This is a genomic window from Streptomyces sp. NPDC053426, from assembly GCF_055585405.1.
Genome location: NZ_JBVJKE010000009.1, coordinates 119,181 through 144,147, shown reverse-complemented (window position 1 = coordinate 144,147; position 24,967 = coordinate 119,181). Strand labels below are relative to the sequence as shown.

Below are 24,967 nucleotides of genomic sequence, written 5' to 3'. Positions count from 1 at the left end.
GTACGTGAGCTCACGCGCGGGTGCGCCTGAGTCAGGGAAGGGAACGGCCGCTGACTGTCCACCACCTCAACCAGCTCCTGCTCGTCTGCTCGATCGTCCTGCTCGTCGCCGTCGCAGCGGTCCGGATCTCCTCGCGCAGCGGGCTCCCCAGCCTGCTCGTCTACCTGGGCATCGGCATCGCCATGGGCCAGGACGGCATCGGCGACATCCACTTCGACAACGCCGAGCTGACCCAGGTCATCGGATACGCGGCCCTGGTCGTGATCCTGGCCGAGGGCGGCCTGGGCACGAAGTGGACGGAGGTGAGACCCGTCCTGCCCGCCGCCTCCGCGCTCGCGCTGACCGGCGTCGCGGTGAGCGTCGGCGTCACGGCGTCGGCCGCGCACTTCCTGGTCGGGCTGGAGTGGCGGCAGGCGCTGATCATCGGTGCGGTGGTGTCGTCGACCGACGCGGCGGCCGTCTTCTCGGTGCTGCGGAAAATACCGCTCCCCGCGCGGGTGACGGGAGCTCTGGAGGCGGAGTCCGGCTTCAACGACGCTCCCGTCGTCATCCTGGTCGTCGCCTTCTCCTCGGCCGGACCGGTCGAGCACTGGTACGTCCTGGTCGGCGAGATAGTGCTGGAGCTGGCCATCGGCGCCGCCATCGGGCTCGCGGTGGGCTGGCTGGGTGCCTGGGGACTGCGGCACGTGGCGCTGCCCGCCTCCGGCCTCTACCCGATCGCCGTCATGGCCATCGCGGTCGCCGCCTACGCGGCCGGCGCCATCGCCCACGGCAGCGGCTTCCTCGCCGTCTACCTCGCCTCGATGGTGCTGGGCAACGCCAAACTGCCGCACTGGCCCGCCACGCGCGGCTTCGCCGAAGGGCTCGGCTGGCTCGCCCAGATCGGCATGTTCGTCCTGCTCGGCCTGCTCGTCACCCCGCACGAACTGGGCGACGACATCGTGCCCGCGCTGGTCATCGGACTGGCGCTCACCATGGTGGCCCGCCCGCTGAGCGTCGTCGTCTGCCTGCTGCCGTTCCGGGTGCCCTGGCAGGAGCAGACACTGATGTCATGGGCGGGGCTGCGCGGCGCCGTGCCCATCATCCTGGCGACGATCCCGATGGTGGAGGGCGTCGAGGCGAGCGAGAAGATCTTCAACATCGTCTTCGTCCTGGTCGTCGTCTACACCCTCGTCCAGGGCCCGACGCTGCCCTGGCTGGCCCGCAAACTGCGCCTGGGCGGAGAACCCGCCGCCGACCTCGGCATCGAGTCGGCGCCCCTGGAGCGGCTGCGCGGACACCTGCTGTCGGTCGCCATCCCGGCCGGGTCGAGGATGCACGGCGTGGAGGTCGCCGAGCTGCGGCTGCCGAACGGGTCCGCCGTCACCCTCGTCGTGCGCGAGGGGAAGTCCTTCGTGCCGCTGCCGTCGACGGTGCTGCGCCGCGGGGACGAACTGCTCGTCGTCGCCACGGACCCGGTACGGGACGCCGCCGAACGGCGCCTGCGCGCGGTCGGCCGGGGCGGCAAGCTGGCCGGCTGGCTGGGCGCCGACGGACCGCAGGCGGGCCGCTGACGGACCGCGGACGGGATGCCGCCGGACCGCCGGCGGGTCTCCGACGGACCGCGGACGGGACTCCGACGGACCGCCGGCGGCGTGCCCGGCTTCACAGCGGACGACAGGTGATCCCTGTACGATGCAAGCGACCCCCAGATCGAACCAACTCTGCCTGACGCAGAGCTGGCGCGACCGTATGGCGGCCGGGACGCCCTGAGCTGTGGCGCCGGTATCTACCGCAGTCAGCGCAAGAGGACAGCTCTCGGCGCCCCCGCACGACCCGCGCGGGCCGCTACCAGGTGGCGGAAAGGCACGGGCCGTGGCATCCACGGTCACCACGTCGAAGGACTCGACGGCCACCTCCCGACCGGGATACGGCCGGCTGCTGCGCACGCGCGGCGCGTGGACGTTCCTGCTCCCCGGCTTCGCGGCCCGCCAGCCGTTCGCGATGCTCACCCTCTCCATCGTGCTGCTGGTGCAGCACACCACCGGCTCGTACGGCGCGGCCGGCGCCGTCGCGGCCGTCACCGGCGTCTCCATGGCGCTGTTCGCCCCCTACAGCGGCCGTCTCGCCGACCGCCACGGCCAGCGCGCCGTCCTCGTGCCCGGCGTCCTCGTCCACACGGCGGCCGGAGTGGCCCTCACCGCGCTGGCGCTGGCCGACGCGCCCCTGTGGGCGCTGTTCGCCGCCGCCGTGCCCACGGGTGCCTCGGTGCCGCAGATCGGGCCCATGGTGCGGGCCCGCTGGGGCGTGCGGCTCAAGGGCTCCCCGCTGCTGACCACCGCGGCGGCCTTCGAGTCCGTCACCGACGAGTTCACCTTCGTCGTCGGACCGCTGCTGGCCACGGCCCTGTGCACGGCCGTCGACCCGGCCGCGGGCCTGCTCGCCGAGGCCACGCTGACCCTGGTCGGCGGCCTGCTGTTCGCCGCGCAGAAGAGCACACAGCCCGAGACGAACCACGACGGGCACGCGCGCGTGGAGCACGTCTCCGCGCTGCGCGTCCCCGGTGTGCGCGTGCTGATCGTGACGTTCCTGGGCATCGGCTCCGTCTTCGGCGGCATGCAGGTCTCGCTGGCCGCGTTCACCGAGTCGATCGGCGAGCCCGGACTGAACGGCGTCCTCTACGGCGTCTTCGCCGCGGGCAACATGCTCTCCGGCGTCGCCTGCGGCGCGATCGCCTGGAAGGCCGCCCCGCAGCAGCGCCTGGTGATCGGCTACACGGCGCTCGCGCTGACCGCCTCCGCCCTGTGGACCGCCCACTCGGCCCTGCTGCTGGCCGGGCTCGGCCTGCTGGTCGGCATGTGCATCGCACCGGCCCTGATCACCGGCTACACCCTGGTGGAGAACCTGGTCCCGGCGGGCGCCCGCACCGAGGCCTTCACCTGGCTGACCGGCGCCGTCGCGCTCGGCCAGGCGGCGGCCGTCACGGTCGCGGGACAGCTGGAGGACCGCCTGTGGGGCGGCGCCGGCTTCCTGGTCCCGATGGCCGGTACGGTGCTGGCCCTCGCGACGCTGCTGGCGCTGCGGTCGCGGCTGGCCGCGCCCCCGCGCGGGCGCACCGTCGCACGTGGCGTCGGTCACCGCGAGTCCGTCGCAGTGGACTGAACCCGCGGAATGCGTCAAGATGGACCGTCGTTAGCACTCATCGAGTGAGAGTGCCAGGAGGAAGACAGTGCCGACCTACCAGTACCAGTGCACCGAGTGCGGCGAGGGCCTCGAGGCGGTGCAGAAGTTCACCGACGACGCCCTGACCGAGTGCCCCAACTGCCAGGGCCGCCTGAAGAAGGTGTTCTCGGCGGTCGGCATCGTCTTCAAGGGCTCCGGCTTCTACCGCAACGACAGCCGCGGCTCCTCGTCGAGCAGCTCGCCGGCGTCGTCGAAGTCGTCGAGCACCTCGTCGTCGACGTCTTCCTCCTCCTCGGACTCGGGTTCGAGCTCGTCGTCCGGTTCCGCCGGCTCGTCCGGCTCCTCCGGTTCGAGCAGCACCGCCGGCACCACCGCCGCGTAGGGCCGCTTCTCACGGATTCTTACGGAACCCCGTCGTCCGCCGACGACGGGGTCTTCGGCGTTTCCGGGTGCGGTTAGGGTGCGGGGCATGGCGAACATGGCGAAGGCCGGCATCGGCGTGATCGGCGGCTCCGGTTTCTACTCCTTCCTCGACGACGTGACCGAGGTCCAGGTGGACACCCCGTACGGGGCGCCCAGCGACTCCCTCTTCCTCGGCGAGGTGGCCGGCCGGCGGGTCGCCTTCCTGCCCCGGCACGGACGCGGCCACCATCTGCCGCCGCACCGCATCAACTACCGGGCCAACCTGTGGGCGCTGAGGTCGGTCGGCGTGCGCCAGGTCCTCGGGCCGTGCGCGGTCGGCGGCCTGCGCCCCGAGTACGGGCCGGGCACGCTGCTGGTGCCGGACCAGCTCGTGGACCGTACGAAGTCCCGGGCGGGCACCTACTTCGACGGGCTGCCGCTGCCCGACGGCACGGTGCCGAACGTGGTCCATGTGTCGCTGGCCGACCCCTACTGCCCCACCGGGCGGGCCGCCGCACTGAAGGCGGCACGGGGCCGGGACTGGGAGCCGGTGGACGGCGGCACGCTGGTCGTGGTCGAGGGGCCGCGCTTCTCCACCCGCGCCGAGTCGCTGTGGCACCAGGCGCAGGGCTGGTCGGTGGTGGGCATGACCGGCCACCCCGAGGCGGCGCTCGCCCGTGAGATGGAGCTCTGCTACACCTCCCTGACCCTGGTCACCGACCTGGACGCCGGCGCCGAGACCGGTGAGGGCGTCTCCCACGACGAGGTGCTGCGGGTGTTCGCCGCCAACGTGGACCGGCTGCGGGGCGTGCTCTTCGACACGGTGGCCGCGCTGCCGGCGGCGGAGGAGCGGGACTGTCTCTGCACGTCCGCGCTGGGCGGGATGGACCCGGGGTTCGCGCTGCCGTAGCCGGCGGCGGGGCGGAACGTCCCGTTCGGGTGGGGGAGTTATCCACAGGGTCGTGGCACGTCCACAGGGCCCGGCGGGGCGCGGCGCGAGGCCTCATCGTGGGAGTCGCAAGCCGGTCCCTCGTCTCAGGTGGTGGTATCCGTGTCCCGTCTTCCCTCCTCGCTCCGCTCCCCCTCCTCCCCCCGTCCGCCCGGCCCCGAGGTCCCTCCCCCGTGCGAGGTGCCGCACTTCGCCCCGGTGCGGGTGCGCGGCGGCCTGCCGCTCCCGGGCGGGCTCGTACGGCACCGGAGGCGGGCCATGGCGCTCGGTCTCGCGGTCACGGCGGCGGCGCTGGTGGCGGCGGGGCCGCGGGACGCGGACCGGTCCCGTGGCCGTCCCGACGGATCCCCGGCGGCCCGTGCCGCCTCGGTCCCCTCCGGGGACCGTGCCGTACGGGCGCGGGGCGCGGGCCCGGCGGTCACGACGGCGGTGCGGATCGCCGACGCAGCCACGGTACGGCTGCTGCGGCCGGGCGACCGGGTGGACGTGATCGCCGCCGAGGAGGCGGTGTCCGGGGGCGAGGCCCGCGTGGTCGCGCGCGGGGCACGGGTGACCGAGGTGCCGGAACCGGCGGACGGAGCGGACGGAGCAGGCGGAACGGGCGACGGCGGGGCGCTGGTCGTGCTGTCGGTGCCGCGTTCCACGGCGGCCGGGCTGGCCGGCGCGAGCGCCACGGCCCGGCTGGCGGTGGCGGTGTGGTGACCAGCGCTTCTCCGGTCCTCGTCCGCGCGTCCTGCCCTCACGCCGGGCGGTCCGATTGGACAGGCCGGCACCGGCGTGACGTAGGTTGCGGAGCGCTTTCCTCCGTACCCTTCGCACGAGAAATGAGGCCTCGAAGTGAGCGACCAGGAGAAGACGGGCATTCTGCAGGGCTTCAAGGCCTTCCTGATGCGGGGCAACGTCGTCGATCTGGCCGTGGCGGTGGTCATCGGTGCCGCCTTCACGAACATCGTCAACTCGGTCGTGAAGGGCGTCATCAACCCGCTGGTGGGTGCGTTCGGCACGAAGAACCTGGACAGCTACAGCTCGTGCCTGAAGGGCCCCTGCGAGGGCACCGGGGACGCCGCGACCGGTGTCAGGATCCTGTGGGGCTCGGTCCTCGGGGCGACGCTGCAGTTCGTGATCACCGCGGCGGTCGTCTACTTCCTGATGGTGCTGCCCATGGCGAAGTACCTGGCCCGGGTGGAGGCCCGCCGGAAGGCGAAGGAGGGCGCGCACGAGGTCGTCGAGATCACCGAGCTGGAGGTGCTCAAGGAGATCCGCGACACCCTCGTCGCGCAGCGCGGCACGGGGCACGGCGAGCGGTAGGGGCGGCCCGCCGGCGGGCGGGTCAGATGTGGTGGGGCGGCTTCTCGTCGAGGAAGCGCTTCAGATCGGCCGCGCTGTCACCGGACGGGCGCTCGCCCCAGCCGCGGTCCGTGTCGTCCGAGGACTGCTGGTCCAGCGGGTCGTCGAAGACCAGTGCCGGCTTGGGCCCGCTCGGGCGGGGATCGGGGGCGGTGCTCATACGTCCAGGGTACGGCCGCCCCCGACCGGGCAGTACTGGCCCCATGAAAGCTGACGCTCTGACGGATGTGGCCGGCCTGCGCGTGGGGCACGCGACGTGTACCGGCGACGGATGGCTCACGGGTACCACGGTCGTGCTCGCGCCCGAGGGCGGGGCCGTGGCCGCGGTGGACGTGCGCGGCGGCGGGCCCGGCACCAAGGAGACCGACGCGCTCGATCCGCGCAACCTGGTACGGACGGTCGAGGCGGTGGTGCTGACCGGGGGCAGCGCGTACGGGCTGGACGCGGCGTCCGGGGTGATGGCCTGGCTGGAGGAGCGGGGACGCGGGGTGCGCGTCGGGCCGGATCCCGCGCATGTGGTGCCGGTGGTGCCGGCCGCCTGTGTCTTCGACCTGGGCCGGGGCGGCGACTTCCGGGCCCGGCCGGACGCGGCCACCGGCCGGGCCGCGGTCGAGGCCGCGGCGGCGACCGGTCCGGGCGCGCCGGTTCCGCAGGGGTGTGTGGGCGCCGGTACGGGCGCGGTGGTCGGGCAGGTGAAGGGCGGGGTCGGCACCGCGAGCGCGGTGCTGGAGTCGGGCATCACGGTGGCCGCTCTGGTGGTGGCCAACGCGGCGGGGTCGGCGGTGGATCCGGGGACGGGGGTGCTGTACGGGGAGTTGTTCCGGGGCCGGGTGCGCTACCCGGAGCCGGAGGTGCACGAGGCCGCGCTGCGGCGGCTCGCGGAGGTGGCCGGGCGGAACGCGGCTCCGCCGCTGAACACCACGCTCGCGGTGGTCGCCACCGACGCCGAACTGTCCAAGGCGCAGGCGCAGAAGCTGGCCGGCACCGCGCACGACGGCATCGCGCGGGCCGTACGGCCGGTGCATCTGCTCAGCGACGGCGACACCGTCTTCGCCCTGGCCACGGGCGCCCGCCCGCTGGACGCGTCGGATCCGCTGGCCCTGAACGAGGTTCTCGCGGCGGGCGCGGACCTGGTGACCCGCGCGATCGTACGAGCGGTCCTGGCCGCCGGTCCGGTGGACGGTCCGGGCGGTTCGTGGCCGTCGTACGGGGAGTTGTACGGCGAGCGGTGAGGGGGTGCCGGCGAGCGGCTGCGGAAGTACCGTTTGACCAGGAGCAATTGATGTCCGTACCGGTCTGGTCGGGAACTTCTCTTGCGCTCCGGCCGTTTTTCGGCCATACGTTTTCTCAGTTCCCGGACACGACGTCCGACCGAGGGGCTACGGTATGCACCCACAAGGTGACATGCAGCAACGCCGGGAGAAACCTTGAGCGTTCCGTACGAGACGGCAGCGTACGAACCACCCGACTCGCACGAGTCTCCGGAGGAGCACCTCGCGCGCCTCCTCGGCCGCGCCCTGAACTCCTTCGAGCTGCCGGACGAGACGATCCGGCGGCTGGACTGCGCGCTGGCGCACGACGGTTCGCTGCACTCCGCGCACCACAGCGCCGGTCTGCACCGGGAGACGTACCGGCACACCTGGCTGCTCGCCGACGGTTCGGCGCTGACGCTCTGGGAGCTCGTGCACAACACGGCGCCGGGGGACGAGCCGCAGCACGAGGTGTATGTGGACGAGGAGGAGCTGCGGACGGCCACGGCCCGGCTGCCGTTGCCGCCGGACACGCCGGACTTCGAGCTGCCGGTGACGGTGGAGCTGCCGCCGCCTCCCACGCTGCGGCAGGTGTACGTTCCGGACGGTTCCGCGGATCACGCGCGGCGCTTACTGCGCCGGGCGGAGAACACGGACCGGCCGGACGCGGAGACGGCCGCGCTGCTGGCCACGGCGTGCGCGCACCGGATCACGCAGGCCTTCGGCCGCCCGTCCCGCGCGGGGCGTCCGGGGCTGTCCTTCTCGCTCTACGAGCACGCGTTCCTGCTGGGTGACGGCTCGGAGATGTCCGTGTGGGAGGTCGAGCACACGGTCACGCCGGACGGACGGCACATGTGCGAGGTGTACGCCAGCGAGGACGCGGCGCGGGACGCGATGGAGCGCCGGGCGGCACAGGTCTCCTGAGCCGGCGGCCGGGGCCGCGGGTCGGTCCCGCCCGGTCCCGCTCAGTCCCCTTCGCCGAAGCGCCGTACCAGCCCGGCGAACGCGTCGCGCTCCGCCGGGGTGAGCCGTACGGCTTCCGTGTGGGGGCCGGTCCGCCGCTGGCGTGGGATCACCGGGACGCCGTGAGGGGCGTGAGGGATGTGCTGCCGGCGGGCCGCCTCGTCGAGTTCGCGTGCGCGCGTCCGTCCGCGACGGCGCCGCAGGGCGTCGGCCAGACCCGCCGCACAGGCCACGGCCACCAGGGTGAGGACGGTGGCGCCCGTCGTCCGCGAGAGTGTCGTGTACTCAGGCATGCGGCCCAGTACACACCAAGATCCGGGGCTTTGACCCCGGATCGTGATGATCGTGATCTATATCGCAGTAGGCATGAACCGCCCACACCTACCCAAACGGACGCACCGTCGTAACGCTACGCGGCCACCGGCTGCTTGGTTCCCGCCGACGGTACCGGGGTGGTGCCCTCGCCCGCGCCCGTGGTGGCCGGGGCCGGCTTGCGCAGGCCCTTGAGGACGATCACCAGGGCCGCCGTGACGCACACGCCCGCGGCGATGGCGACCAGGTAGAGGAACGGGTTGCCGATCAGCGGGACGACGAAGATGCCGCCGTGCGGGGCGCGCAGGGTGGCGCCGAAGGTCATCGACAGGGCGCCGGTGACCGCGCCGCCCACCATGGAGGCGGGGATCACCCGCAGCGGGTCGGCGGCGGCGAACGGGATCGCGCCCTCGGAGATGAAGGAGGCGCCCAGGACCCAGGCGGCCTTGCCGTTCTCGCGTTCGGTGCGGTTGAAGAGCTTGCCGCGCACGGTGGTGGCCAGGGCCATCGCCAGCGGCGGCACCATGCCGGCGGCCATCACCGCGGCCATGATCTTCATCGCGGAGTCGCTGGGGCTCGCGACGGCGATCCCGGCGGTGGCGAAGGTGTAGGCGACCTTGTTGACGGGTCCGCCGAGGTCGAAGCACATCATCAGGCCGAGGAGGGCGCCGAGCAGGACGGCGTTGGTGCCGGTGAGGCCGTTCAGCCAGTCCGTCATGCCCTTCTGGGCCTCGGCGATGGGCTTGCCGATGACGACGAACATCAGGAAGCCGACGACCGCCGCGGAGATCAGCGGGATCACCACCACCGGCATGATGCCGCGCAGGGCCGCCGGGATGCGCACCTTCTGGATCGCGATCACCACGCCACCGGCGATCAGACCGGCCGCGAGACCGCCGAGGAACCCGGCGTTGATGGTGAGCGAGATCGCGCCGCCGACGAAGCCGGGCACGAGGCCGGGCCGGTCGGCCATGCCGTAGGCGATGTAGCCGGCCAGGACGGGGACGAGGAAGCCGAAGGCGACGCCGCCGATCTGGAAGAGCAGGGCGCCCCAGCTGTCGGCCTGGGTCCACACGAAGTGGTCCATCACCGAGGGCGCCTCGTTGATCTCGTAGCCGCCGATCGCGAAGCCGAGGGCGATGAGCAGACCGCCCGCCGCGACGAACGGCACCATGTAGCTGACGCCCGACATCAGCCACTTGCGCAGCTTGGTGCCGTAGCCCTCGCCGCTGTCGCCGGCCCGCTCGACGGGCGTACCGCCGGACGCGCCGGACGTGGCCGCCGCGGTGACCTCGCCGCGCTCCGCCCTGCCTCTCACCTCGGTGATCAGCTCGGCGGGCCGGTTGATGGCCGCCTTGACGCCGGTGTCGACGGTCGGCTTGCCCGCGAAGCGGTCCTTCTCCCGCACGGGCACGTCGTGGGCGAAGATCACGCCGTCCGCCGCCGCGATCACGGCCGGGTCGAGCCGGGTGAAGCCGGCGGAGCCCTGGGGCTCGACGACGATCTCGACCCCGGCGTCCCGGCCTGCGTTCTCCAGCGACTCGGCGGCCATGTAGGTGTGGGCGATGCCGGTGGGGCAGGAGGTGACGGCGACGACCCGGAACGGGCGCTCCTCCTCCTCGGCGGCGGCGGTGTCCGTGGCGGCACCGGCGGAGGCCGCCGCCGGTGCCACCACGGAGTCCTCGGAGCCCGAGGAGCCCTCGGAGGCGGCCGCTTCACCCCGGATGAGCGCGGCCGCCGCCCCCGCGTCGCCCACCGACCGCAGCGCGTCGGTGAACTCGGCGTTCATCAGCTGCCGGGCCAGCGACGACAGGATCGTCAGATGGGCGTCGTCGGCGCCGGCCGGGGCGGCGATGAGGAAGATCAGGTCGGCGGGCCCGTCCGCCGCTCCGAAGTCGATCCCGGCGGCGCTGCGTCCGAAGGCGAGCGTGGGCTCGGTGACGTGCTCACTGCGGCAGTGCGGGATGCCGATGCCGCCGTCGAGGCCGGTCGGCATCTGCGCCTCGCGGGCGGCGACGTCGGCGAGGAAGCCGTCCAGGTCGGTCACCCGGCCCAGGGCCACCATGCGCTCGGCGAGGGCGCGCGCCGCCGCCTCCTTGGTGTCGGCGGACAGGCCGAGATCGACCAGTTCCGCGGTGATCATGTCACTCATCGCGGGCTCCTTCGCACGCGTATCGCCCGTGCAGCGGGGTGGGCGGAAGGGGGGACGGGGGTGAGGAGGGGGTGGTTCATGACACCGGCTCCCGCAGTACGCGGTCGGCGGGTACGTCGGCCGTGACGGTCACCGCGGCCGGGTCCAGGTCGGCCGGGGCCGGCATCACGCTGCCGGGGAGCCGGACGGCCGCCGCGCCGTGGGCGACGGCGGAGGCGAGCGCCTCCGGTCCGCGCCCGCCGGCGACGAGGAACCCGGCCAGCGAGGAGTCACCCGCGCCCACGTTGCTGCGGACGGCGTCCACCTGCGCGGTGCCGAACCAGGCGCCGTCGTCGTCCACGAGCAGCTGCCCGTCGGCGCCGAGGCTCGCCAGGACCGCCCGGGCGCCCATCCCCCGCAGCTCCTCGGCCGCCTTCAGCGCGTCGCCCACGGTGGCCAGGGGCCGCCCCACGGCCTCGGCCAGCTCCCCCGCGTTCGGCTTCACCACGTCGGGCCGCTCGCGCAGGGCCGCGAGCAGTGCGGGCCCTGAGGTGTCCAGCGCGACGCGTACGCCGGCGGCGTGCACCCGGGCGACCAGTTCGGCGTACCAGGAGGGGGCGAGTCCGCGCGGCAGGCTGCCGCAGCAGGCGATCCAGTCGGCGCCCGGGGACTGCCGGCGCACGGTGCCCAGGAGCAGTTCCCGCTCGGCCGCCGTCAGTTCCGGACCCGGTGCGTTGATCTTCGTCAGTACGCCGTCGGCCTCGGCGAGCGCGATGTTGGAACGGGTGGCGCCGGCGACCGGGACCGGAGCGACCTCGATGCCCTGCGCGTCGAGCAGGTCGGCGACCAGGGCGCCCGGTGCGCCGCCCAGGGGCAGTACGGCGACCGTGCGCCGGCCGGCCGCGGTGACGGCGCGGGAGACGTTGACGCCCTTGCCGCCGGGGTCGACGCGTTCGCCGGTGGCCCGGACGACCTCGCCGCGGTCCAGCGAGGGGACCTCGTAGGTGCGGTCCAGGGACGGGTTGGGGGTGACGGTGAGGATCATGCGCGTACCACTTCCGTGCCGCCGTGCTCGATCGCGGCGGCGTCGTCCGGGCCGAGCCCGCTGTCGGTGATCAGCAGGTCCACGTCGCTCAGGTCGCCGAAGCGGGCGAAGTGCTCCTGGCCGTGCTTGGAGGAGTCGGCGAGCAGCACCACCCGGCGGGCGGCGGCCATGGCCGCGCGCTTCACGGCGGCCTCGGCGAGGTCGGGCGTGGTCAGCCCGTGTTCGGCGGAGAACCCGTTGGCGGCCACGAAGAGCACGTCCGCGCGGATCTCGGCGTACGCGCGCAGCGCCCAGGCGTCCACGGCGGCGCGCGTACGGTGCCGTACGCGCCCCCCGACGAGGTGGAGCTGGATGCCGGGGTGGTCGGCGAGGCGGGCCGCGATGGGCAGGCTGTGGGTGACGACGGTGAGGGAGGCCTCCGCCGGCAGGATCCCGGCGAGCCGCGCGGCCGTCGAACCGGCGTCCACGATCAGCGTGCCGTCGGCCGGGAGTTCGGCGAGGGCGGCCCTGGCGATGCGGTCCTTCTCGTCGGCCGCGGTCGTCTCCCGCTCGGCGAGGTCAGGCTCGAAGTCGAGGCGTCCGGCGGGGATGGCCCCGCCGTGCACCCTGCGGACCAGGCCGGCGCGGTCGAGGGCCTTGAGGTCCCGGCGGATGGTCTCGGCGGTCACCTGGAACTCCTCGGCCAGCGAGACCACGTCCACCCGGCCGCCGTCGCGGGCGAGCCGCAGGATCTCCTGCTGGCGTTCCGGTGCGTACATGGGGCGTGCCTCCGAGTCTGTTCATGCCCGAACGTGTGGTTTCGCTCGCAGAGTACGTCCACACGTCCAGGAAGTAAACAGATGTGGGCATGTTCGGGCATGAACGGGCTTCCGTTCGCGCCCGCTCGTACACACGCCGAGGGCCCGGCACCCCCACGGGGTACCGGGCCCTTCCCGTCGGCCCGCTCAGGCCACGAGCTCCCGCTCCTTCTCCACCGCCACCGGGGCCTCCCCCGCTCCCTCCACGTGCTGGGCGGGGCGCTTGGGCAGGGCGAACATCAGCAGGAAGATCACGCCCATCACCGCGGCCACGTAGCCCAGCGCGTGCTGGAAGCCGTCCGCGAAGGCCGGGCCCACCTCGGCCGGGGCGAGCCGCTCGTCGATCACCCCGAAGAACACCACCGACACCAGGCCGAGCCCCAGCGCGTTCCCCATCTGCTGCACGGTGTTGATCAGCCCCGACGCCGAGCCGGCGTGCTCATGGGGCACCTCGGACAGCACCGCGTCGGTCAGCGGGGCCACGATCAGACCCATGCCGACGCCCATGACCACCAGCGGGAGCGCCATCTGCCAGGAGGCGATGTCCATGCCGTAGCGCTCGGACTCCCAGATGTAGAGCAGGACGCCCGCCGCCATCACCAGCGCGCCCGCCTGGAGCACCTTGCGTCCGAAGCGCGGGACCAGCAGCTGTACCGACATCCCGGCCGCCGCGGAGACCGCGACGGAGAACGGCACCCCGGTCAGCCCCGCCCGCAGCGCGCTCCAGCCCAGGCCCATCTGCATGTACATCGTCCACACCAGGAAGAAGATGCCGAGGCCGATGCCGAACACCGTCTGCACCGCGATGCCCGCCGCGAAGCTCTTCACCTTGAACAGCGACAGCTCGATCAGCGGGGAGCCGTCCCGCGCGCCCTTGACCCTCTCGTACGCCACCAGCGCCCCGAAGACCACCAGCGCGCCGGCCATCGACACGTACCCCCACAGCGGCCAGCCCAGCTCACGGCCACGGGTCAGCGGGTAGAGCAGCATCAGCAGCCCCAGCGTGACCAGCGCGACGCCCACCAGGTCCAGCTTCAGGGCGCGCGGCGCCTTCGACTCGGTGATGAAGCGGCTGCCGAGGACCAGGCCCGCGATGCCGACCGGCAGGTTGATCAGGAAGATCGGCCGCCATTCCAGGCCGAACAGGTTCCACTCGGTCAGCAGCGCGCCGAGCAGCGGCCCGGACACCGCGCCCAGGCCGACGATCGCGCCGAACAGCCCGAACACCTTGCCGCGCTCGTGCGGCGGGAAGGTCGCGTGCACGATCGACAGCACCTGCGGCACCATCAGCGCCGCCATGGCGCCCTGGAGGATGCGGGAGGCGACCAGCATCTCCGGGTTCACGGCGAAGCCGCACAGCGCGGAGGCGAGGGTGAAGCCGCCGATGCCGATGAGGAAGATCCGCTTGCGGCCGTGGATGTCGCCGAGCCGGCCGCCGGTGACGAGCCCGGCGGCGAAGGCCAGTGCGTAACCGGCGGTGATCCACTGGATCTGGCTGAAGGTCGCGCCCTCGTCGCGCTGGATCGACGGGATCGCGATGTTGACGATCGTGACGTCGACGAGGTCCATGAAGGCCGCGGTCATCACGATCGCCAGCGCGAACCAGCGGCGACGGTCGCCCTCGACGGGCTGTGGTGCCTGCGGGGTGTCGGTGGAGTTCATGCATCGAAAGCTATGACCCGTGTAGGTCAGATCAGGTCCTACTTCTCCGGCATCCTCGTTCTCATGACGACGGACACTCCGGCCCGGCTCCTTCAACTCCTCTCCCTCCTCCAGACGCCCCGCGAATGGCCCGGCGGCGAACTGGCCGACCGGCTCGGGGTCTCCCGGCGCACGGTCCGGCGGGACATCGACCGGCTGCGCGAGCTCGGCTATCCCGTACAGGCGACCATGGGCGCGGACGGCGGCTACCGGCTCGTCGCCGGCAAGGCGATGCCGCCGCTGGTGCTCGACGACGAGGAGGCGGTGGCCATCGCGGTCGGCCTGCGGGCCGGCGCCGGGCACGCGCTGGAGGGCGTGGACGAGGCGTCGGTGCGGGCGCTGGCCAAGCTCGAACAGGTGCTGCCCGGCAGGCTGCGCCACCGCGTCAGCACGCTCCAGGCCGCGACCACCCCGCTGACCAGCGGCGACGGTGCGACGATCGCGCCGGAGACGCTCACCGTCATGGCCTCCACGGTGGCCGGGCGCGAACGGCTGCGGTTCGCCTACCGGGCCGCCGACGGCACGGAGTCCCGGCGGGTGACCGAGCCGTACCGGCTGGTGTCGACCGGGCGGCGCTGGTACCTCGTGGCGTACGACCTCGACCGCGCGGACTGGCGGACGTTCCGCGTCGACCGGGTGAGCGACCCCTTCGCGACCGGGGCGCGGTTCACACCGAGGGAGCTGCCGACGGGGAGCGCGGCGGAGTTCCTGCGCCGGTCCATGCAGCGCGCGCGGGAGTCGTACGAGATGGTCGTCACCTTCGCCGCACCGGCCGGGGCGGTCGCGGCCCGCCTGCCGGGCTGGCTGGGCCCGCCCGAGCCGCTGGACGAGAACAGCTGCCGGCTGCGCGCGACGGTGAGCGACGCCAAGGACTGGATGGCGGTACGGCTGGCGATGCTGGGCCACGAGTTCACGGTGCGGGAACCCGCGGAGCTGGTGGAGGCGGTACGGGAGTTGGGCGCGCGGATGAGCCGGGCGGCGGGCGGTGGTCCGGAGTCAGCCTCTTCCTGAAGGGCCGTGAGCCCGCGTCAGGTCCACGCGAAGTCCCGTAGCGCCGCGAGGTTGGTGACCGCCAGTTCGGCCGGGCCGCGGGGGCCCTCGGCGGGGCCGTCGCCGGCCGCCCAGCTCTCCATGGCCGTGCGGACGGCCGCGCTCGCGACGGCGGCGGTGAAGCACAGCCGGGTGCGGGCGGCAACGTTGTCGGCTTCGTACGGGGCCTGAGCCGCCGTCAGCCGCTCCGCCAGCGCCTCCGCCAGGCTCCGCTCCGACGCCCGGCACGCCTCGGCCCACACCCGGCGCAGGGCGGGGTTCGCCTCGGCCAGCCGGATCAGGGTGCGCACCCAGTCCCAGGAGGCCGCCGACACCCCGAGCCCGGGGGTGAGCGTGTGACGCACGGCGTCCTCCAGGACCTGCGGCAGGGGCACCTCGGCGGGCGCGGCGCGCACCGCCGCCACCCAGCGCTGGGCGCCGATGGCGTAGAGCGGGCCGATGGCCTCCTCCTTGCTGGCGAAGTACCGGTAGAAGGTGCGCGGGGCGATGCCGGCCGCCTGGGCGATGTCCTCGGCACGGGTGGCCCGCAGGCCCTGCCGGACGAAGAGACCGGCCGCCGCGCGGGCGATCTCCATACGGGTCTCGGCCTTGCGCCGTTCGGTCAGCGAGACCGCGGGAGGCGGAGGAGAGGACGGCGTCGGGGTGGTGCTGCTCACGCCCGGCAGGCTATGCCCATGTGGCACAATCTGCCATCTGGCGGGCCACCCCGGGGTTCAGGTCCGGGGTGACCCGCCGGCCGACGGCGCACACGAGGAAGCCGGGTCCGGCGCCCGGGGGGAGGGCGCCGAACCCGGCTTTGGGAAGTCCCGGCGCCGGGGGGGGTTGTGCGTCGGGACGTGGCTCGGTGGGTCCAGGATCTCAGGAGCCCGAAGTACCAACTCCTGGTCCTTGCATTCTTGTTCCCGGGGTCCAGCGGGTTGAAGCGGCGGGGAACGGCCATGTTTTGCGCGGTCTTTCGCCACCCGGCGTACGCGGCCGGGGTCCCGCACGGACCCCGTCGCTCCCCCGGACTCCGCACGGCGGCATCAACACCCCCGCGCCGAACCCGGCGACAGCACCGCCACGTTCACCTCCGACAGCCCACCCGCCACGCTACCGCGCCGCTCGGATCCTCACGCCACCGCGTCCGATCCGACCGTCACGCCGCCGCGCCGGGAACCCGGAACCGGCCGGATGTCACGCTCCCGCGTCCGGCCCGGCGGTCACTCCACCATGCCGGACCCGGTCCGCTCTCACGCCGCCGCGTCGAACCCGGTGTCGCGGGCCAGCTTCTTCAGCTCCAGCAGGGCGTGCTTCTCGATCTGGCGGATGCGCTCGCGGGTCAGGCCGTGCTCCTTGCCGACCTCGGTCAGCGTGCGCTCGCGGCCGTCCTCGATGCCGTACCGCATCTTGATGATGGAGGCCGTGCGCTGGTCGAGGCGGCCGATCAGGTCGTCCAGCTCCTCGCTGCGCAGCAGCGTCAGCACCGACTGCTCCGGCGACACCGCCGAGGTGTCCTCCAGCAGGTCACCGAACTGGGTCTCGCCCTCGTCGTCCACCGACATGTTCAGCGAGACCGGGTCACGGGCCCAGTCGAGTACGTCGACGACGCGCTCCGGCGTGGAGCCGAGCTCGGCGGCGACCTCCGCGGGCTCCGGCTCCCGGCCGTGCTCACGGTTGAACTCGCGCTGCACGCGCCGTATCCGGCCCAGCTCCTCCACCAGGTGGACGGGCAGGCGGATGGTGCGCGACTGGTCGGCTATCGACCGGGTGATGGCCTGACGGATCCACCAGGTCGCGTACGTCGAGAACTTGAAGCCCTTGCGGTAGTCGAACTTCTCGACCGCGCGGACCAGACCGGCGTTGCCCTCCTGGATCAGGTCGAGCAGCGGCAGACCGCTGCGGGGGTAGCGGCGGGCCACGGCGACGACCAGGCGCAGGTTGGAACGGATGAAGACGTCCTTGGCCCGCTCACTGGCGTCGTACAGGGCTTCGAGCTCCTCGGTGGTGGCCCCGGCCTTGTTCTCCTCGAGGCCGTCGAGGATCTGTCGCGCGAACACACCCGCTTCGATGATCTGGGACAGCTCGACCTCCTTGGCGGCGTCGAGCAGCGGCGTGCGCGCGATCTCGTCCAGGTACATGCCGACCAGGTCGCGGTCGGCGATCTCGCCGCCATGGGCGCGGACACTGCGTGCCGAGTCGGCCGTCTCGCCGGTGGCGGACTGACGACGGGCGACGGCGCGGGTTGCCATGCGTGCTCCCTTGCGATGATGAGGTCAGCGGGTGGTCCTGCGGACGCCTGACACGTCTCTCAGGTCCCTCCGGACTCTGGTCGAGTGCCCTGCATCCAATGGAAACAACGACTGGAATCCGGACAGAATTCCCAACCCGCCCCCCGATTTTTCTGATCATGCAGTACCCTGTCGGGCCACGCGAGGAGGACCGAGGCCGTCGGAGCACGAAGAGGTCCAGGTCAGGCCGGGCGCGGAGGGCGATCCGACGGCCCTCACCGACCTGTACGACCACTACGCACGTGAGACGGCGATCACATTCGACACGGCGCCTTTCACTCGGGAGGAGCACCTCTCCCGACCGCCCTCCCACCCTGTAGACGGCCCGTGCCGCCTGATGGTTGCCACGGGCGCCGGTTCGCGGCGGATCCCGGGGTACGCCACCTCCAGCCCCTTCCGCCCCGAGCCCGCCTGCGCGACCTCGGTGGAGACACCGGCCCGCGTCACCCCCGACACCGGCCGGCGTCGCCCGGCCGGACGACGCCTCGGCACGGCTGCACGAGCGTTTCGGATCCCGGCACGTCGGCACGTGCCCCGGGGGGTGGGCCGCCGGTGGGACGTGACCTGGCACGGGAAGCCCCTGTAGCCGCCGGGGAGGTCAGCCGAACTGCACCGACCGCTTGGCCAGCCCCAGCCAGAACCCGTCGATCACGGACTTCTGTTCCCCGAGTTCCCCGGCGGCGTCCGCCGCGCCCATGGTCACGAAGAGCGGGGCGAAGTGCTCGGTGCGCGGGTGGGCCAGCAGGCCGGCCGGGGACTTGCGGGTGAAGTCGAGCAGCGCGTCCACGTCACCCGTCTCCAGGGCCTCCCGCCCCCAGGCGTCGAACTCCGCCGACCAGGCGGGGATGCCGCCCTGCCGCAGTGCGGCGAGGTTGTGGGTGAAGAACCCGGAGCCGACGATCAGTACGCCCTCGTCGCGCAGCGGGGCGAGCCTGCGCCCGATCTCCATCAGCTTCACCGGGTCCAGGGTCGGCATGGAGACCTGGAGCACCGGGATGTCGGCCTCCGGGTACATCTCGACCAGCGGGACGTAGGCGCCGTGGTCCAGGCCCCGGTCGGGGACGTCCTGGACGGGCGTGCCGGGCGCGCGCAGCAGCTTGCGCACGGACTCGGCGAGCGCGGGGGCGCCGGGGGCGCCGTAGGTGACCTGGTAGTAGTGCTCGGGGAAGCCCCAGAAGTCGTAGACCAGGGGGACGGTCTCGGTGGCGCCGAGGGCGAGCGGGGCCTCCTCCCAGTGGGCGGAGACGACCAGGATCGCCTTCGGGCGGGGCAGTCCGGCCGACCAGGCGGCCAGTTCGCCGGGCCAGACGGGGTCGTCGGCCAGGGGCGGGGCGCCGTGGCTGAGGTAGAGAGCGGGCATGCGTTCCTGGGTGGCGGCGGTCATGACGGCGGCTCCCTTCCGAAGCGGCGAACTTACTTGAAGTCTCAACTTCCACCATCGACTGTACGGTGAATTTGTTTAACCTTCAAGAACAGCGGCCGTACAGTGGAGTACATGAACACGGCACCCGCAGCATCATCGGCGTCCGCCGACGGACCCCGCTGGCTCACCGACGAGGAACAGCGCGTCTGGCGCTCCTACATCGAGGCCGCCACCCTCCTGGAGGACCACCTCGACCGTCAGCTCCAGCGTGACGCGGGAATGCCGCACGTCTACTACGGCCTGCTGGTCAAGCTCGCCGAGTCCCCGCGCCGCCGGCTGCGGATGACGGAACTGGCGATGTCCGCGAAGATCACCCGCTCCCGCCTCTCGCACGCCGTCGCGCGCCTGGAGAAGAACGGCTGGGTACGCCGTGAGGACTGCCCCTCCGACAAGCGGGGCCAGTTCGCCGTACTGACGGAGGAGGGCCAGGAGGTGCTGCGCCGGCACGCGCCCGGCCATGTGGACGCCGTACGCCAGGCGGTCTTCGACCGGCTCACTCCGGAACAGCAGAAGTCCCTCGGCGAGATCATGCGGATCGTCGCCGAGGGACTTCAGCCGAGCGGCACGGGCGCGGACCTGCCCTGGCTCCGCTGACGGGGCGGGAGCCGGGGCAGGTCCGGGAAGCCGTACGGAGGAGGCGTCCCCTCCTCTTCCGTACGGGCGGTGAGGGATGGACGGAACGGGTGGTGCGGGTGGTACGGGACGGGCGGACCGTCAGTGCATGACCACCGGCACCGCCCTCTCGTCCTCGACGGCCTCGCCGTTCTCTCCGGCGGACCCGGCGACCGCGGTGCCGCCCGGCCGGCCGGCGTTGATCAGGGTCAGGGCGATGGCCGCGGCCGCCACCAGGATCCCGACGGCGAACCAGATCGCGCTGGTGTAGCCCTGCACCTGCCCCTGGAGCTGGACGAGCTGCTGCTGGGACCGGCTCGTGGCGCCGCCGATGTGGTCGGCGACGTAGGACGTGGTGGCCGAGGCCGCGATCGTGTTCAGCAGGGCCGTACCGATGGCGCCGCCCACCTGCTGCGAGGTGTTGACCATCGCGGAGGCGACACCGGAGTCACGCGGCTCGACGCCCAGCGTGGCCAGCGACATGGCCGGCATGAACGCCGTACCCATGCCGAGGCCGAGCAGCAGCATGCCGGGCAGCAGGACGGCCGCGTACGAGGTGTCGATCTCCATCTGGGTCAGGAAGAGCATGCCGAGCGCGGCGACCAGGAAGCCGGGGCCCATCAGCAGCCGGGGCGCGACCCGGGTCATCAGCCGGGTGCCGATCTGGGTGGAGCCCGTGATCATGCCCGCGATCATCGGCAGGAAGGCGAACCCGGTCTTGACCGGCGAGTACCCCTTCACGACCTGGAGGTAGTAGGTGAGGAAGAGGAACAGGCCGAACATCGCGATGATCGCCAGGCCCAGCGAGAGGTAGACCCCGCCGCGGTTGCGCTCGGTGATCACGCGCAGCGGCAGCAGCGGCGCCTTGACCTTGGCCTCGACCACCACGAAGGCGGCGAGCAGCACGGCGGAGGCGACGAACATGCCGACGGTCAGCGAGTCGCTCCAGCCCTCGGACTCCGCGCGGGTGAAGCCGTAGACCAGCGCGACCAGGCCCACCGTGGACAGCAGCACACCGGGGACGTCGAGCGGCGAGCGGTTGCGGCCGCCCTCGGGCTCACGGATGACGAAGTACGCGCCGGCCGCGGCGACCACGGCGAACGGGATGTTCACGAAGAACGTCCAGCGCCAGTCCAGGTACTCGGTGAGGAAACCGCCGAGGATCAGACCCACGGCGCCGCCGCCACCGGCGATCGCGCCGTAGATGCCGAACGCCTTGGCGCGCTCCTTGCCGTCGGTGAACATCACCGCGAGCAGGGACAGCGCGGCGGGCGCGAGCAGCGCGCCGAACACACCCTGGAGGGCGCGGGCGCCGAACATCATGGCCTCGTTGGTGGCCGCGCCGCCGAGCGCGGAGGCCAGCGCGAACCCGCCCAGACCGAGCACGAAGGCCCGCTTGCGCCCCCACAGGTCGGCTATCCGGCCGCCGAACAGCAGCAGTCCGCCGAAGGCGAGGGCGTAGGCGGTGACCACCCACTGGCGGTTGCCGTCCGAGATGCCCAGGTCCTGCTGGGCGGAGGGCAGGGCGATGTTCACGATGGTGGCGTCCAGGACGACCATCAGCTGGGCGAGCGCGATGAAGACGAGCGCTTTCCAGCGGTTGGCGTCCGGGCCGTCCGGAGCGCTCCGGGCCTTTCCGGCCGCTGAGGCTGTTGCAGACATGGGGGTACCCACTTCGGAAGTTCGTGACGGAAATTTTGAAAAATGAGATGAAAAAACGGTGTCGTCAAGGGAACGACTCGCCCCGGGGGCGGCCGCTGGCACGGGTCTTGCTCTGGTACGGATCTCGTTCCGGTAGGGAGATCCCGCTCTGGTACGGGGATCCCACTCCGGTACGGAGATCCTGCTCGCGTCAGAGATCGCTCAGCGGCGCAGATCCTCCACGGTCACGGCCGAACCCGGCAGGACGGTCGGGGCCGGGGCCCGCATCCCGTCCAGGAACAGCTGCAGATGGCGGTGGACGAAACGGTCGGCGTTGTCGCAGCCGGTACCGGCCGGGGGCCGGCTCAGCTGGGCGACGCCCACCATCAGATCGCCGTACTCCACGTCACCGCGGAGCTGACCGGCCGCCTTGGCGCGGTCCATGAGCTGCGCGACGAGGCCCTCGGCGCGCCGGCGTGCGTCCTCCAGGTCGGGGTGGTGCTGGTCGAAGGTGCTGGAGACCATCGGGCACAGCGCGCTGATCCGCTCGTCGGCGGCCGTGTGCGCGAAGCGCTCCAGCGCCTCGAAGGCGTCCCCGGTCTCGCTGAGCGCCTGCTCGGCCGCCCGCACCGTACGGTCCATCACGGAGCAGACGACCTCGCGCACCAGCGCGTCGCGGTCGGGGAAGTTGCGGTACACCGTGGCGTTGCCGACGCCGGCCCGGCGGGCGACGTCGTCGAGCGGCACCTCGGGCCCGAACTCGACGAACATCTCCCGGGCGGCGGTGACGATCCGCTCCCGGTTGCGCAGGGCGTCGGCGCGGGGCCGGGGTGCCTTGCGCGGTACGGGGATGGCGGTCTGCACGGTGCACTCCTGGTCTGGTCGTAGTGGCTTGATCTTTGTGTCATGTCCGCGATCCGGGGAGCGAGTCCCCGTTTCGCTCGGACACAGGTCTAAACGGGGAAACGATCCCCGCTTATTTCCCGTTCCCGCCCCCTTCTCCTGTGACCCGCCTCACAACGCACCGGCCGTACGGCCCCACGATCGGACCTCCCAGCAGGCGCCCGCCCACCCTGCGACGCAGGGTGATCGGGAGGGTGCAGTCGGAGACCGGCGGCTGCCGTGTGGAGCGGAGGTCCCCGCATGCAGCCGCAGCCGAGCCGACGCCGGATATCCCCGCGCCGGCTGGCCGCCCTGGCATCGGTGACCGCCTTGACCCTCGCGGTCAGCACCTCGGCCGGCAACAGCGGCCTCTCCCCCGGCACCTCCACCGCCGGCGCCGGACCCAGCACCCTCTCCCGCACCTCCGTGCACGGCCCCTGCATGATCAGCGCGGAGGGCGAGGTCCAGATGTCCGAGGGCATCCCCACGGCCCCCGGCTACACCCGCTCCACCGGCACGGTCCGCGCCCTCACCCTGATGATCGACTTCTCCGACGCGCCCGGCGAGGGAGACGCCCTCGACCGCTACCGCGAGTTCTTCCCCGAGACCAGCGAGTGGTTCGCCACCAGCTCCTACGGCCGCCTCGACTACCGCCCCGAACTCCCCGTCCCCGACTGGCTCCGGATGCCCAAGTCGTTCCGCGCGTACGGCATAGAGCGCGGCGCCCCCTTCGACCCCGGCTACCGCGAACTGGTCCGCGACATCGTGGCCGAGGCCGATCCCGAGGTGGACTTCCAGTCGTACGACCTGCTGAACGTACTGGTGACCCCCAACGCGGGCCCCGCCGCCCTCGACACGGTCCTGTCCGTCACCTTCGCCGGCAACAAGGAGGCCCCGAGCGCGGACGGCGTCCCCGTCTCCAACGCGTCCTTCGTCTACTCCCGCCAGGACGACGGCTCCGGCTCCTACGACCGCACCGGCTACCGCGTGCTGCCGCACGAGAACGGCCACGTCTTCGGCCTGCCCGACCTGTACACCGCCGAGGGCGGCGGCGCGGTCGGCCACTGGGACATCATGAGCGAGGACTGGGGCGCCAACAACGACCTCCTCGCCTGGCACAAGTGGAAGCTGGGCTGGCTGGACGCGTCCCAGGTCGGCTGCGCGGCGGACCCGGGCACCCGGGAGTACGCACTCACCCCCCTGGCACGGGCGGGCGGCCCGAAACTCGTCTTCATCCCCCTGGACGACCACTCCGGCTACGCCGTCGAACTGCGCACCCGCGCCGGCAACGACGAGGCCGTGTGCCGCCCCGGCGTCCTCATCTACCGCGTCGACGCGAACGTGGACACGGGCATGGGCCCGATCACCGTCTACGACTCCCGCCACGACAGCGGCGGCTGCACCCGCTCCCCCAACGTCCACGCGGAACTCTCGGACGCGACGTTCGTACCGGGCGAGAGCTTCGTGGACCGCCGGGCGGGCATCCGGGTGGCGGTGACGGCGGCGGAAGCGGAGGAGTACCGGGTACGGGTGACCCGTACGCCACCGGACTGACCCCCGACGACGAAGCTGGTGCGACACGGCACGATCGACGACAATCACCGGGCCGGTCCCTCGACCCGGCGTCAACTGGAACGCCCCGCACGGCGGTTACGGATCGACAGGTGAGCTCATGACGGAGACACAGCGGGCAACCGCGAACGCCGGCGGGCCGGCAAAGGCACCCCGGGGACGTACCCGGTGGGGGGTGCTCACCGCGATCCTCGGCCTCCCGGCACTGGCGGTGACCGGATTCCTGGCCCTCATGGCCCTCTGGGTACTGTTCGGCGAATCCTGACGGAAAGCCGCCGCGGCTGCCGCCGAGGGAGGACGCCTCCGCAACAGGCGAGACGACGACACCGGCCGACGCCCCACACCAACCCCCGCCGCAGCACCGATCCGGTACCCTGTGGACCGAGCACCCTGGCAGGCACCCCAGCCACCGACCCAGGACGCTCAGGGCTTGACGGAGACACCCGACCAGGACCGTCCCACGATCAAGCCCCGCCTTCGTAGCTCAGGGGATAGAGCACCGCTCTCCTAAAGCGGGTGTCGCAGGTTCGAATCCTGCCGGGGGCACAGGGAAACACCTGGTCAGAGGCCCTTCCGTCCGACGGACGGGAGGGTCTTCTTCCTCGCAGCACGCATATGGCACACATGCTGCTGCGGGCAGAGGTGGGGAGCTGTGCGAGATGCCCGCGAAGGACGAGCCGGCCCGGCGCCGGTACGAGAAGCTGGTCGACCGGCTTGAGTCGCTGATGCGGGCCGCGCTGAAGCCGGAGTACGAGGGGTACTGCGGGCATCTGATCCTTGGCGCTGACGATCTTGCGGAGATGGGCGAGTTCAAGGACGTCCGGCGTGCCGCCAGGGAGGCGGGACGGCGTCTCGGCTGGAATACGACCACCCGTCTCATCGGTGAACGGCTCTTTCTCCTCGACGAGCGGGAGGCCCCCGAGGAGATCGAGCGGCTGGCCGGAGATACAGCCGCTGTCGCGATCGATCGGGCCCGGCAGGAAAGCCACCGACCACTCGGCTGACCTGATCCGAGGGAGACGCACCACCAGGTCAACACCGGCACTATGCACGGCGGCCAGGCTCAGACGACCCCGACCAACGACGCTACGGCGAAAGGATGACGACGGGCACCTGGCGAGGGCGACGCGACACGAGTGGCGGAGGCGTGCACATCACAGGCAGCGGCAACCAGATCAACACGGGGCGGGTCGGCGGAGACCAGCGGCAGATCCACATCAGCGGCAGCACCCCCGAGGCTGCCCAGCACCTGGCCACCGCACAGGCGAAGTTGGAGGAGATGACCGCCGCCCTGGAGGAACACGCGACGGAACTGAGCAACCCGGACCTTGCCCGCCGCAGTAAAGACACGGGTGAAGGGCAAGGATGGACCCCGGCGACCGGAGGTACGGTTCCCGGGACCTCGGTCTGTTGAGAGAGCGGGGACCGCGGGCGCGGGCTTCGTCTGTCGCCGAGCTT

Annotated in this window: 24 protein-coding genes, 1 tRNA gene and 1 pseudogene; 15 read left to right on the top strand and 11 right to left on the bottom strand. The window is 72.4% G+C overall.

Translation table 11 applies throughout. The annotated features are described in order from the left end of the window. Positions 1 to 20: 20 nt before the first annotated feature. The 6 genes from ACZ62B_RS19930 to mscL all read left to right on the top strand — a co-directional run bounded on the left by ACZ62B_RS19930 (position 21) and on the right by mscL (position 5,821). Positions 21 to 1,553 (top strand): potassium/proton antiporter, encoded by a 1,533-nt coding sequence (locus tag ACZ62B_RS19930; RefSeq protein WP_344555134.1) that lies wholly within the window; start codon positions 21 to 23, stop codon positions 1,551 to 1,553. A gap of 301 nt (positions 1,554 to 1,854) precedes the next feature. Then, positions 1,855 to 3,141 carry an MFS transporter gene (locus tag ACZ62B_RS19925; protein ID WP_469691429.1) on the top strand — a complete coding sequence of 429 codons (1,287 nt, stop codon included), beginning with the start codon at positions 1,855 to 1,857 and terminating at the stop codon, positions 3,139 to 3,141. 67 nt (positions 3,142 to 3,208) lie between these two features. Continuing rightward, positions 3,209 to 3,544 carry an FmdB family zinc ribbon protein gene (locus ACZ62B_RS19920; RefSeq protein ID WP_344555138.1) on the top strand — a complete coding sequence of 112 codons (336 nt, stop codon included), beginning with the start codon at positions 3,209 to 3,211 and terminating at the stop codon, positions 3,542 to 3,544. A 96-nt stretch (positions 3,545 to 3,640) separates the two neighbouring features. After that, positions 3,641 to 4,474, top strand: a complete 834-nt coding sequence (locus tag ACZ62B_RS19915; RefSeq protein ID WP_382053679.1) for an S-methyl-5'-thioadenosine phosphorylase — start codon at positions 3,641 to 3,643, stop codon at positions 4,472 to 4,474. A 141-nt stretch (positions 4,475 to 4,615) separates the two neighbouring features. Beyond that, complete coding sequence (locus ACZ62B_RS19910; RefSeq protein WP_344555142.1) at positions 4,616 to 5,215, top strand: RcpC/CpaB family pilus assembly protein; 600 nt, start codon at positions 4,616 to 4,618, stop codon at positions 5,213 to 5,215. A 135-nt stretch (positions 5,216 to 5,350) separates the two neighbouring features. Continuing rightward, a complete protein-coding gene (gene mscL, locus ACZ62B_RS19905; RefSeq protein ID WP_344555144.1) occupies positions 5,351 to 5,821 on the top strand; it encodes a large conductance mechanosensitive channel protein MscL in 471 nt (156 codons plus the stop codon). Between the two features lie 22 nt (positions 5,822 to 5,843). Here mscL and ACZ62B_RS19900 read toward each other — a convergent pair whose 3' ends face one another. Beyond that, positions 5,844 to 6,020, bottom strand: coding sequence for a hypothetical protein (locus ACZ62B_RS19900; RefSeq protein ID WP_107425243.1), 177 nt, complete (start codon positions 6,018 to 6,020; stop codon positions 5,844 to 5,846). A 43-nt stretch (positions 6,021 to 6,063) separates the two neighbouring features. Between ACZ62B_RS19900 and ACZ62B_RS19895 the strand changes: the two genes are divergently transcribed. Beyond that, entirely contained in the window at positions 6,064 to 7,092 is a 1,029-nt protein-coding gene (locus ACZ62B_RS19895) for a P1 family peptidase (protein ID WP_469691423.1), read from the top strand. 195 nt (positions 7,093 to 7,287) lie between these two features. Then, a complete protein-coding gene (locus ACZ62B_RS19890) occupies positions 7,288 to 8,034 on the top strand; it encodes a DUF6227 family protein (protein WP_344555150.1) in 747 nt (248 codons plus the stop codon). Between the two features lie 41 nt (positions 8,035 to 8,075). Here ACZ62B_RS19890 and ACZ62B_RS19885 read toward each other — a convergent pair whose 3' ends face one another. The 5 genes from ACZ62B_RS19885 to ACZ62B_RS19865 all read right to left on the bottom strand — a co-directional run bounded on the left by ACZ62B_RS19885 (position 8,076) and on the right by ACZ62B_RS19865 (position 14,020). Further along, positions 8,076 to 8,366 carry a hypothetical protein gene (locus tag ACZ62B_RS19885; RefSeq protein WP_344555151.1) on the bottom strand — a complete coding sequence of 97 codons (291 nt, stop codon included), beginning with the start codon at positions 8,364 to 8,366 and terminating at the stop codon, positions 8,076 to 8,078. Between the two features lie 116 nt (positions 8,367 to 8,482). Continuing rightward, a complete protein-coding gene (locus tag ACZ62B_RS19880; RefSeq protein ID WP_469691421.1) occupies positions 8,483 to 10,537 on the bottom strand; it encodes a PTS fructose transporter subunit IIABC in 2,055 nt (684 codons plus the stop codon). A 76-nt stretch (positions 10,538 to 10,613) separates the two neighbouring features. Further along, entirely contained in the window at positions 10,614 to 11,561 is a 948-nt protein-coding gene (gene pfkB / locus ACZ62B_RS19875) for a 1-phosphofructokinase (protein WP_469691419.1), read from the bottom strand. After that, positions 11,558 to 12,319 carry a DeoR/GlpR family DNA-binding transcription regulator gene (locus ACZ62B_RS19870; RefSeq protein WP_085571765.1) on the bottom strand — a complete coding sequence of 254 codons (762 nt, stop codon included), beginning with the start codon at positions 12,317 to 12,319 and terminating at the stop codon, positions 11,558 to 11,560. Before ACZ62B_RS19870 ends, pfkB begins: the two co-directional genes overlap by 4 nt. 186 nt (positions 12,320 to 12,505) lie before the next feature. Beyond that, entirely contained in the window at positions 12,506 to 14,020 is a 1,515-nt protein-coding gene (locus ACZ62B_RS19865; RefSeq protein ID WP_468719192.1) for an MFS transporter, read from the bottom strand. Positions 14,021 to 14,083: 63 nt separating this feature from the next. On the opposite strand from ACZ62B_RS19865, the gene ACZ62B_RS19860 reads away from it, so the two are divergent. After that, the gene (locus ACZ62B_RS19860; RefSeq protein ID WP_344555158.1) at positions 14,084 to 15,070 is read left to right on the top strand and encodes a helix-turn-helix transcriptional regulator; all 987 of its coding nucleotides are present in this window, start codon (positions 14,084 to 14,086) and stop codon (positions 15,068 to 15,070) included. A 17-nt stretch (positions 15,071 to 15,087) separates the two neighbouring features. Here the strand turns inward: ACZ62B_RS19860 and ACZ62B_RS19855 are convergent, their stop codons facing one another. Both ACZ62B_RS19855 and ACZ62B_RS19850 read right to left on the bottom strand, forming a co-directional pair. After that, positions 15,088 to 15,765, bottom strand: coding sequence for a TetR family transcriptional regulator (locus ACZ62B_RS19855; RefSeq protein ID WP_344555160.1), 678 nt, complete (start codon positions 15,763 to 15,765; stop codon positions 15,088 to 15,090). Between the two features lie 576 nt (positions 15,766 to 16,341). Next, positions 16,342 to 17,340: a sigma-70 family RNA polymerase sigma factor gene (locus ACZ62B_RS19850; RefSeq protein ID WP_344555162.1), complete on the bottom strand. Its 999-nt coding sequence runs from the start codon at positions 17,338 to 17,340 to the stop codon at positions 16,342 to 16,344. Between the two features lie 262 nt (positions 17,341 to 17,602). On the opposite strand from ACZ62B_RS19850, the pseudogene ACZ62B_RS19845 reads away from it, so the two are divergent. Further along, positions 17,603 to 17,965: pseudogene (locus ACZ62B_RS19845) on the top strand (GNAT family N-acetyltransferase). A gap of 12 nt (positions 17,966 to 17,977) precedes the next feature. On the opposite strand, the gene ACZ62B_RS19840 reads toward ACZ62B_RS19845, so the two are convergent. Continuing rightward, positions 17,978 to 18,739 (bottom strand): dioxygenase family protein, encoded by a 762-nt coding sequence (locus tag ACZ62B_RS19840; RefSeq protein WP_344555346.1) that lies wholly within the window; start codon positions 18,737 to 18,739, stop codon positions 17,978 to 17,980. Positions 18,740 to 18,874: 135 nt separating this feature from the next. Between ACZ62B_RS19840 and ACZ62B_RS19835 the strand changes: the two genes are divergently transcribed. Beyond that, positions 18,875 to 19,396 carry a MarR family winged helix-turn-helix transcriptional regulator gene (locus tag ACZ62B_RS19835; RefSeq protein WP_344555164.1) on the top strand — a complete coding sequence of 174 codons (522 nt, stop codon included), beginning with the start codon at positions 18,875 to 18,877 and terminating at the stop codon, positions 19,394 to 19,396. A 120-nt stretch (positions 19,397 to 19,516) separates the two neighbouring features. On the opposite strand, the gene ACZ62B_RS19830 is transcribed toward ACZ62B_RS19835, so the two are convergent. Next, the gene (locus ACZ62B_RS19830) at positions 19,517 to 21,076 is read right to left on the bottom strand and encodes an MFS transporter (protein ID WP_344555166.1); all 1,560 of its coding nucleotides are present in this window, start codon (positions 21,074 to 21,076) and stop codon (positions 19,517 to 19,519) included. 201 nt (positions 21,077 to 21,277) lie between these two features. Continuing rightward, complete coding sequence (locus ACZ62B_RS19825) at positions 21,278 to 21,919, bottom strand: TetR/AcrR family transcriptional regulator (RefSeq protein WP_344555167.1); 642 nt, start codon at positions 21,917 to 21,919, stop codon at positions 21,278 to 21,280. Positions 21,920 to 22,198: 279 nt separating this feature from the next. Here ACZ62B_RS19825 and ACZ62B_RS19820 point away from each other — a divergent pair, with 279 nt between their 5' ends. The 4 genes from ACZ62B_RS19820 to ACZ62B_RS19805 all read left to right on the top strand — a co-directional run bounded on the left by ACZ62B_RS19820 (position 22,199) and on the right by ACZ62B_RS19805 (position 24,923). Further along, a complete protein-coding gene (locus ACZ62B_RS19820) occupies positions 22,199 to 23,491 on the top strand; it encodes a M6 family metalloprotease domain-containing protein (protein ID WP_468719193.1) in 1,293 nt (430 codons plus the stop codon). A 491-nt stretch (positions 23,492 to 23,982) separates the two neighbouring features. Further along, positions 23,983 to 24,055: transfer RNA gene (locus tag ACZ62B_RS19815), tRNA-Arg, on the top strand. A 113-nt stretch (positions 24,056 to 24,168) separates the two neighbouring features. Further along, entirely contained in the window at positions 24,169 to 24,513 is a 345-nt protein-coding gene (locus tag ACZ62B_RS19810; protein ID WP_468719208.1) for a hypothetical protein, read from the top strand. Between the two features lie 95 nt (positions 24,514 to 24,608). Beyond that, positions 24,609 to 24,923: a hypothetical protein gene (locus ACZ62B_RS19805; protein ID WP_469691410.1), complete on the top strand. Its 315-nt coding sequence runs from the start codon at positions 24,609 to 24,611 to the stop codon at positions 24,921 to 24,923. Positions 24,924 to 24,967: the final 44 nt, after the last annotated feature.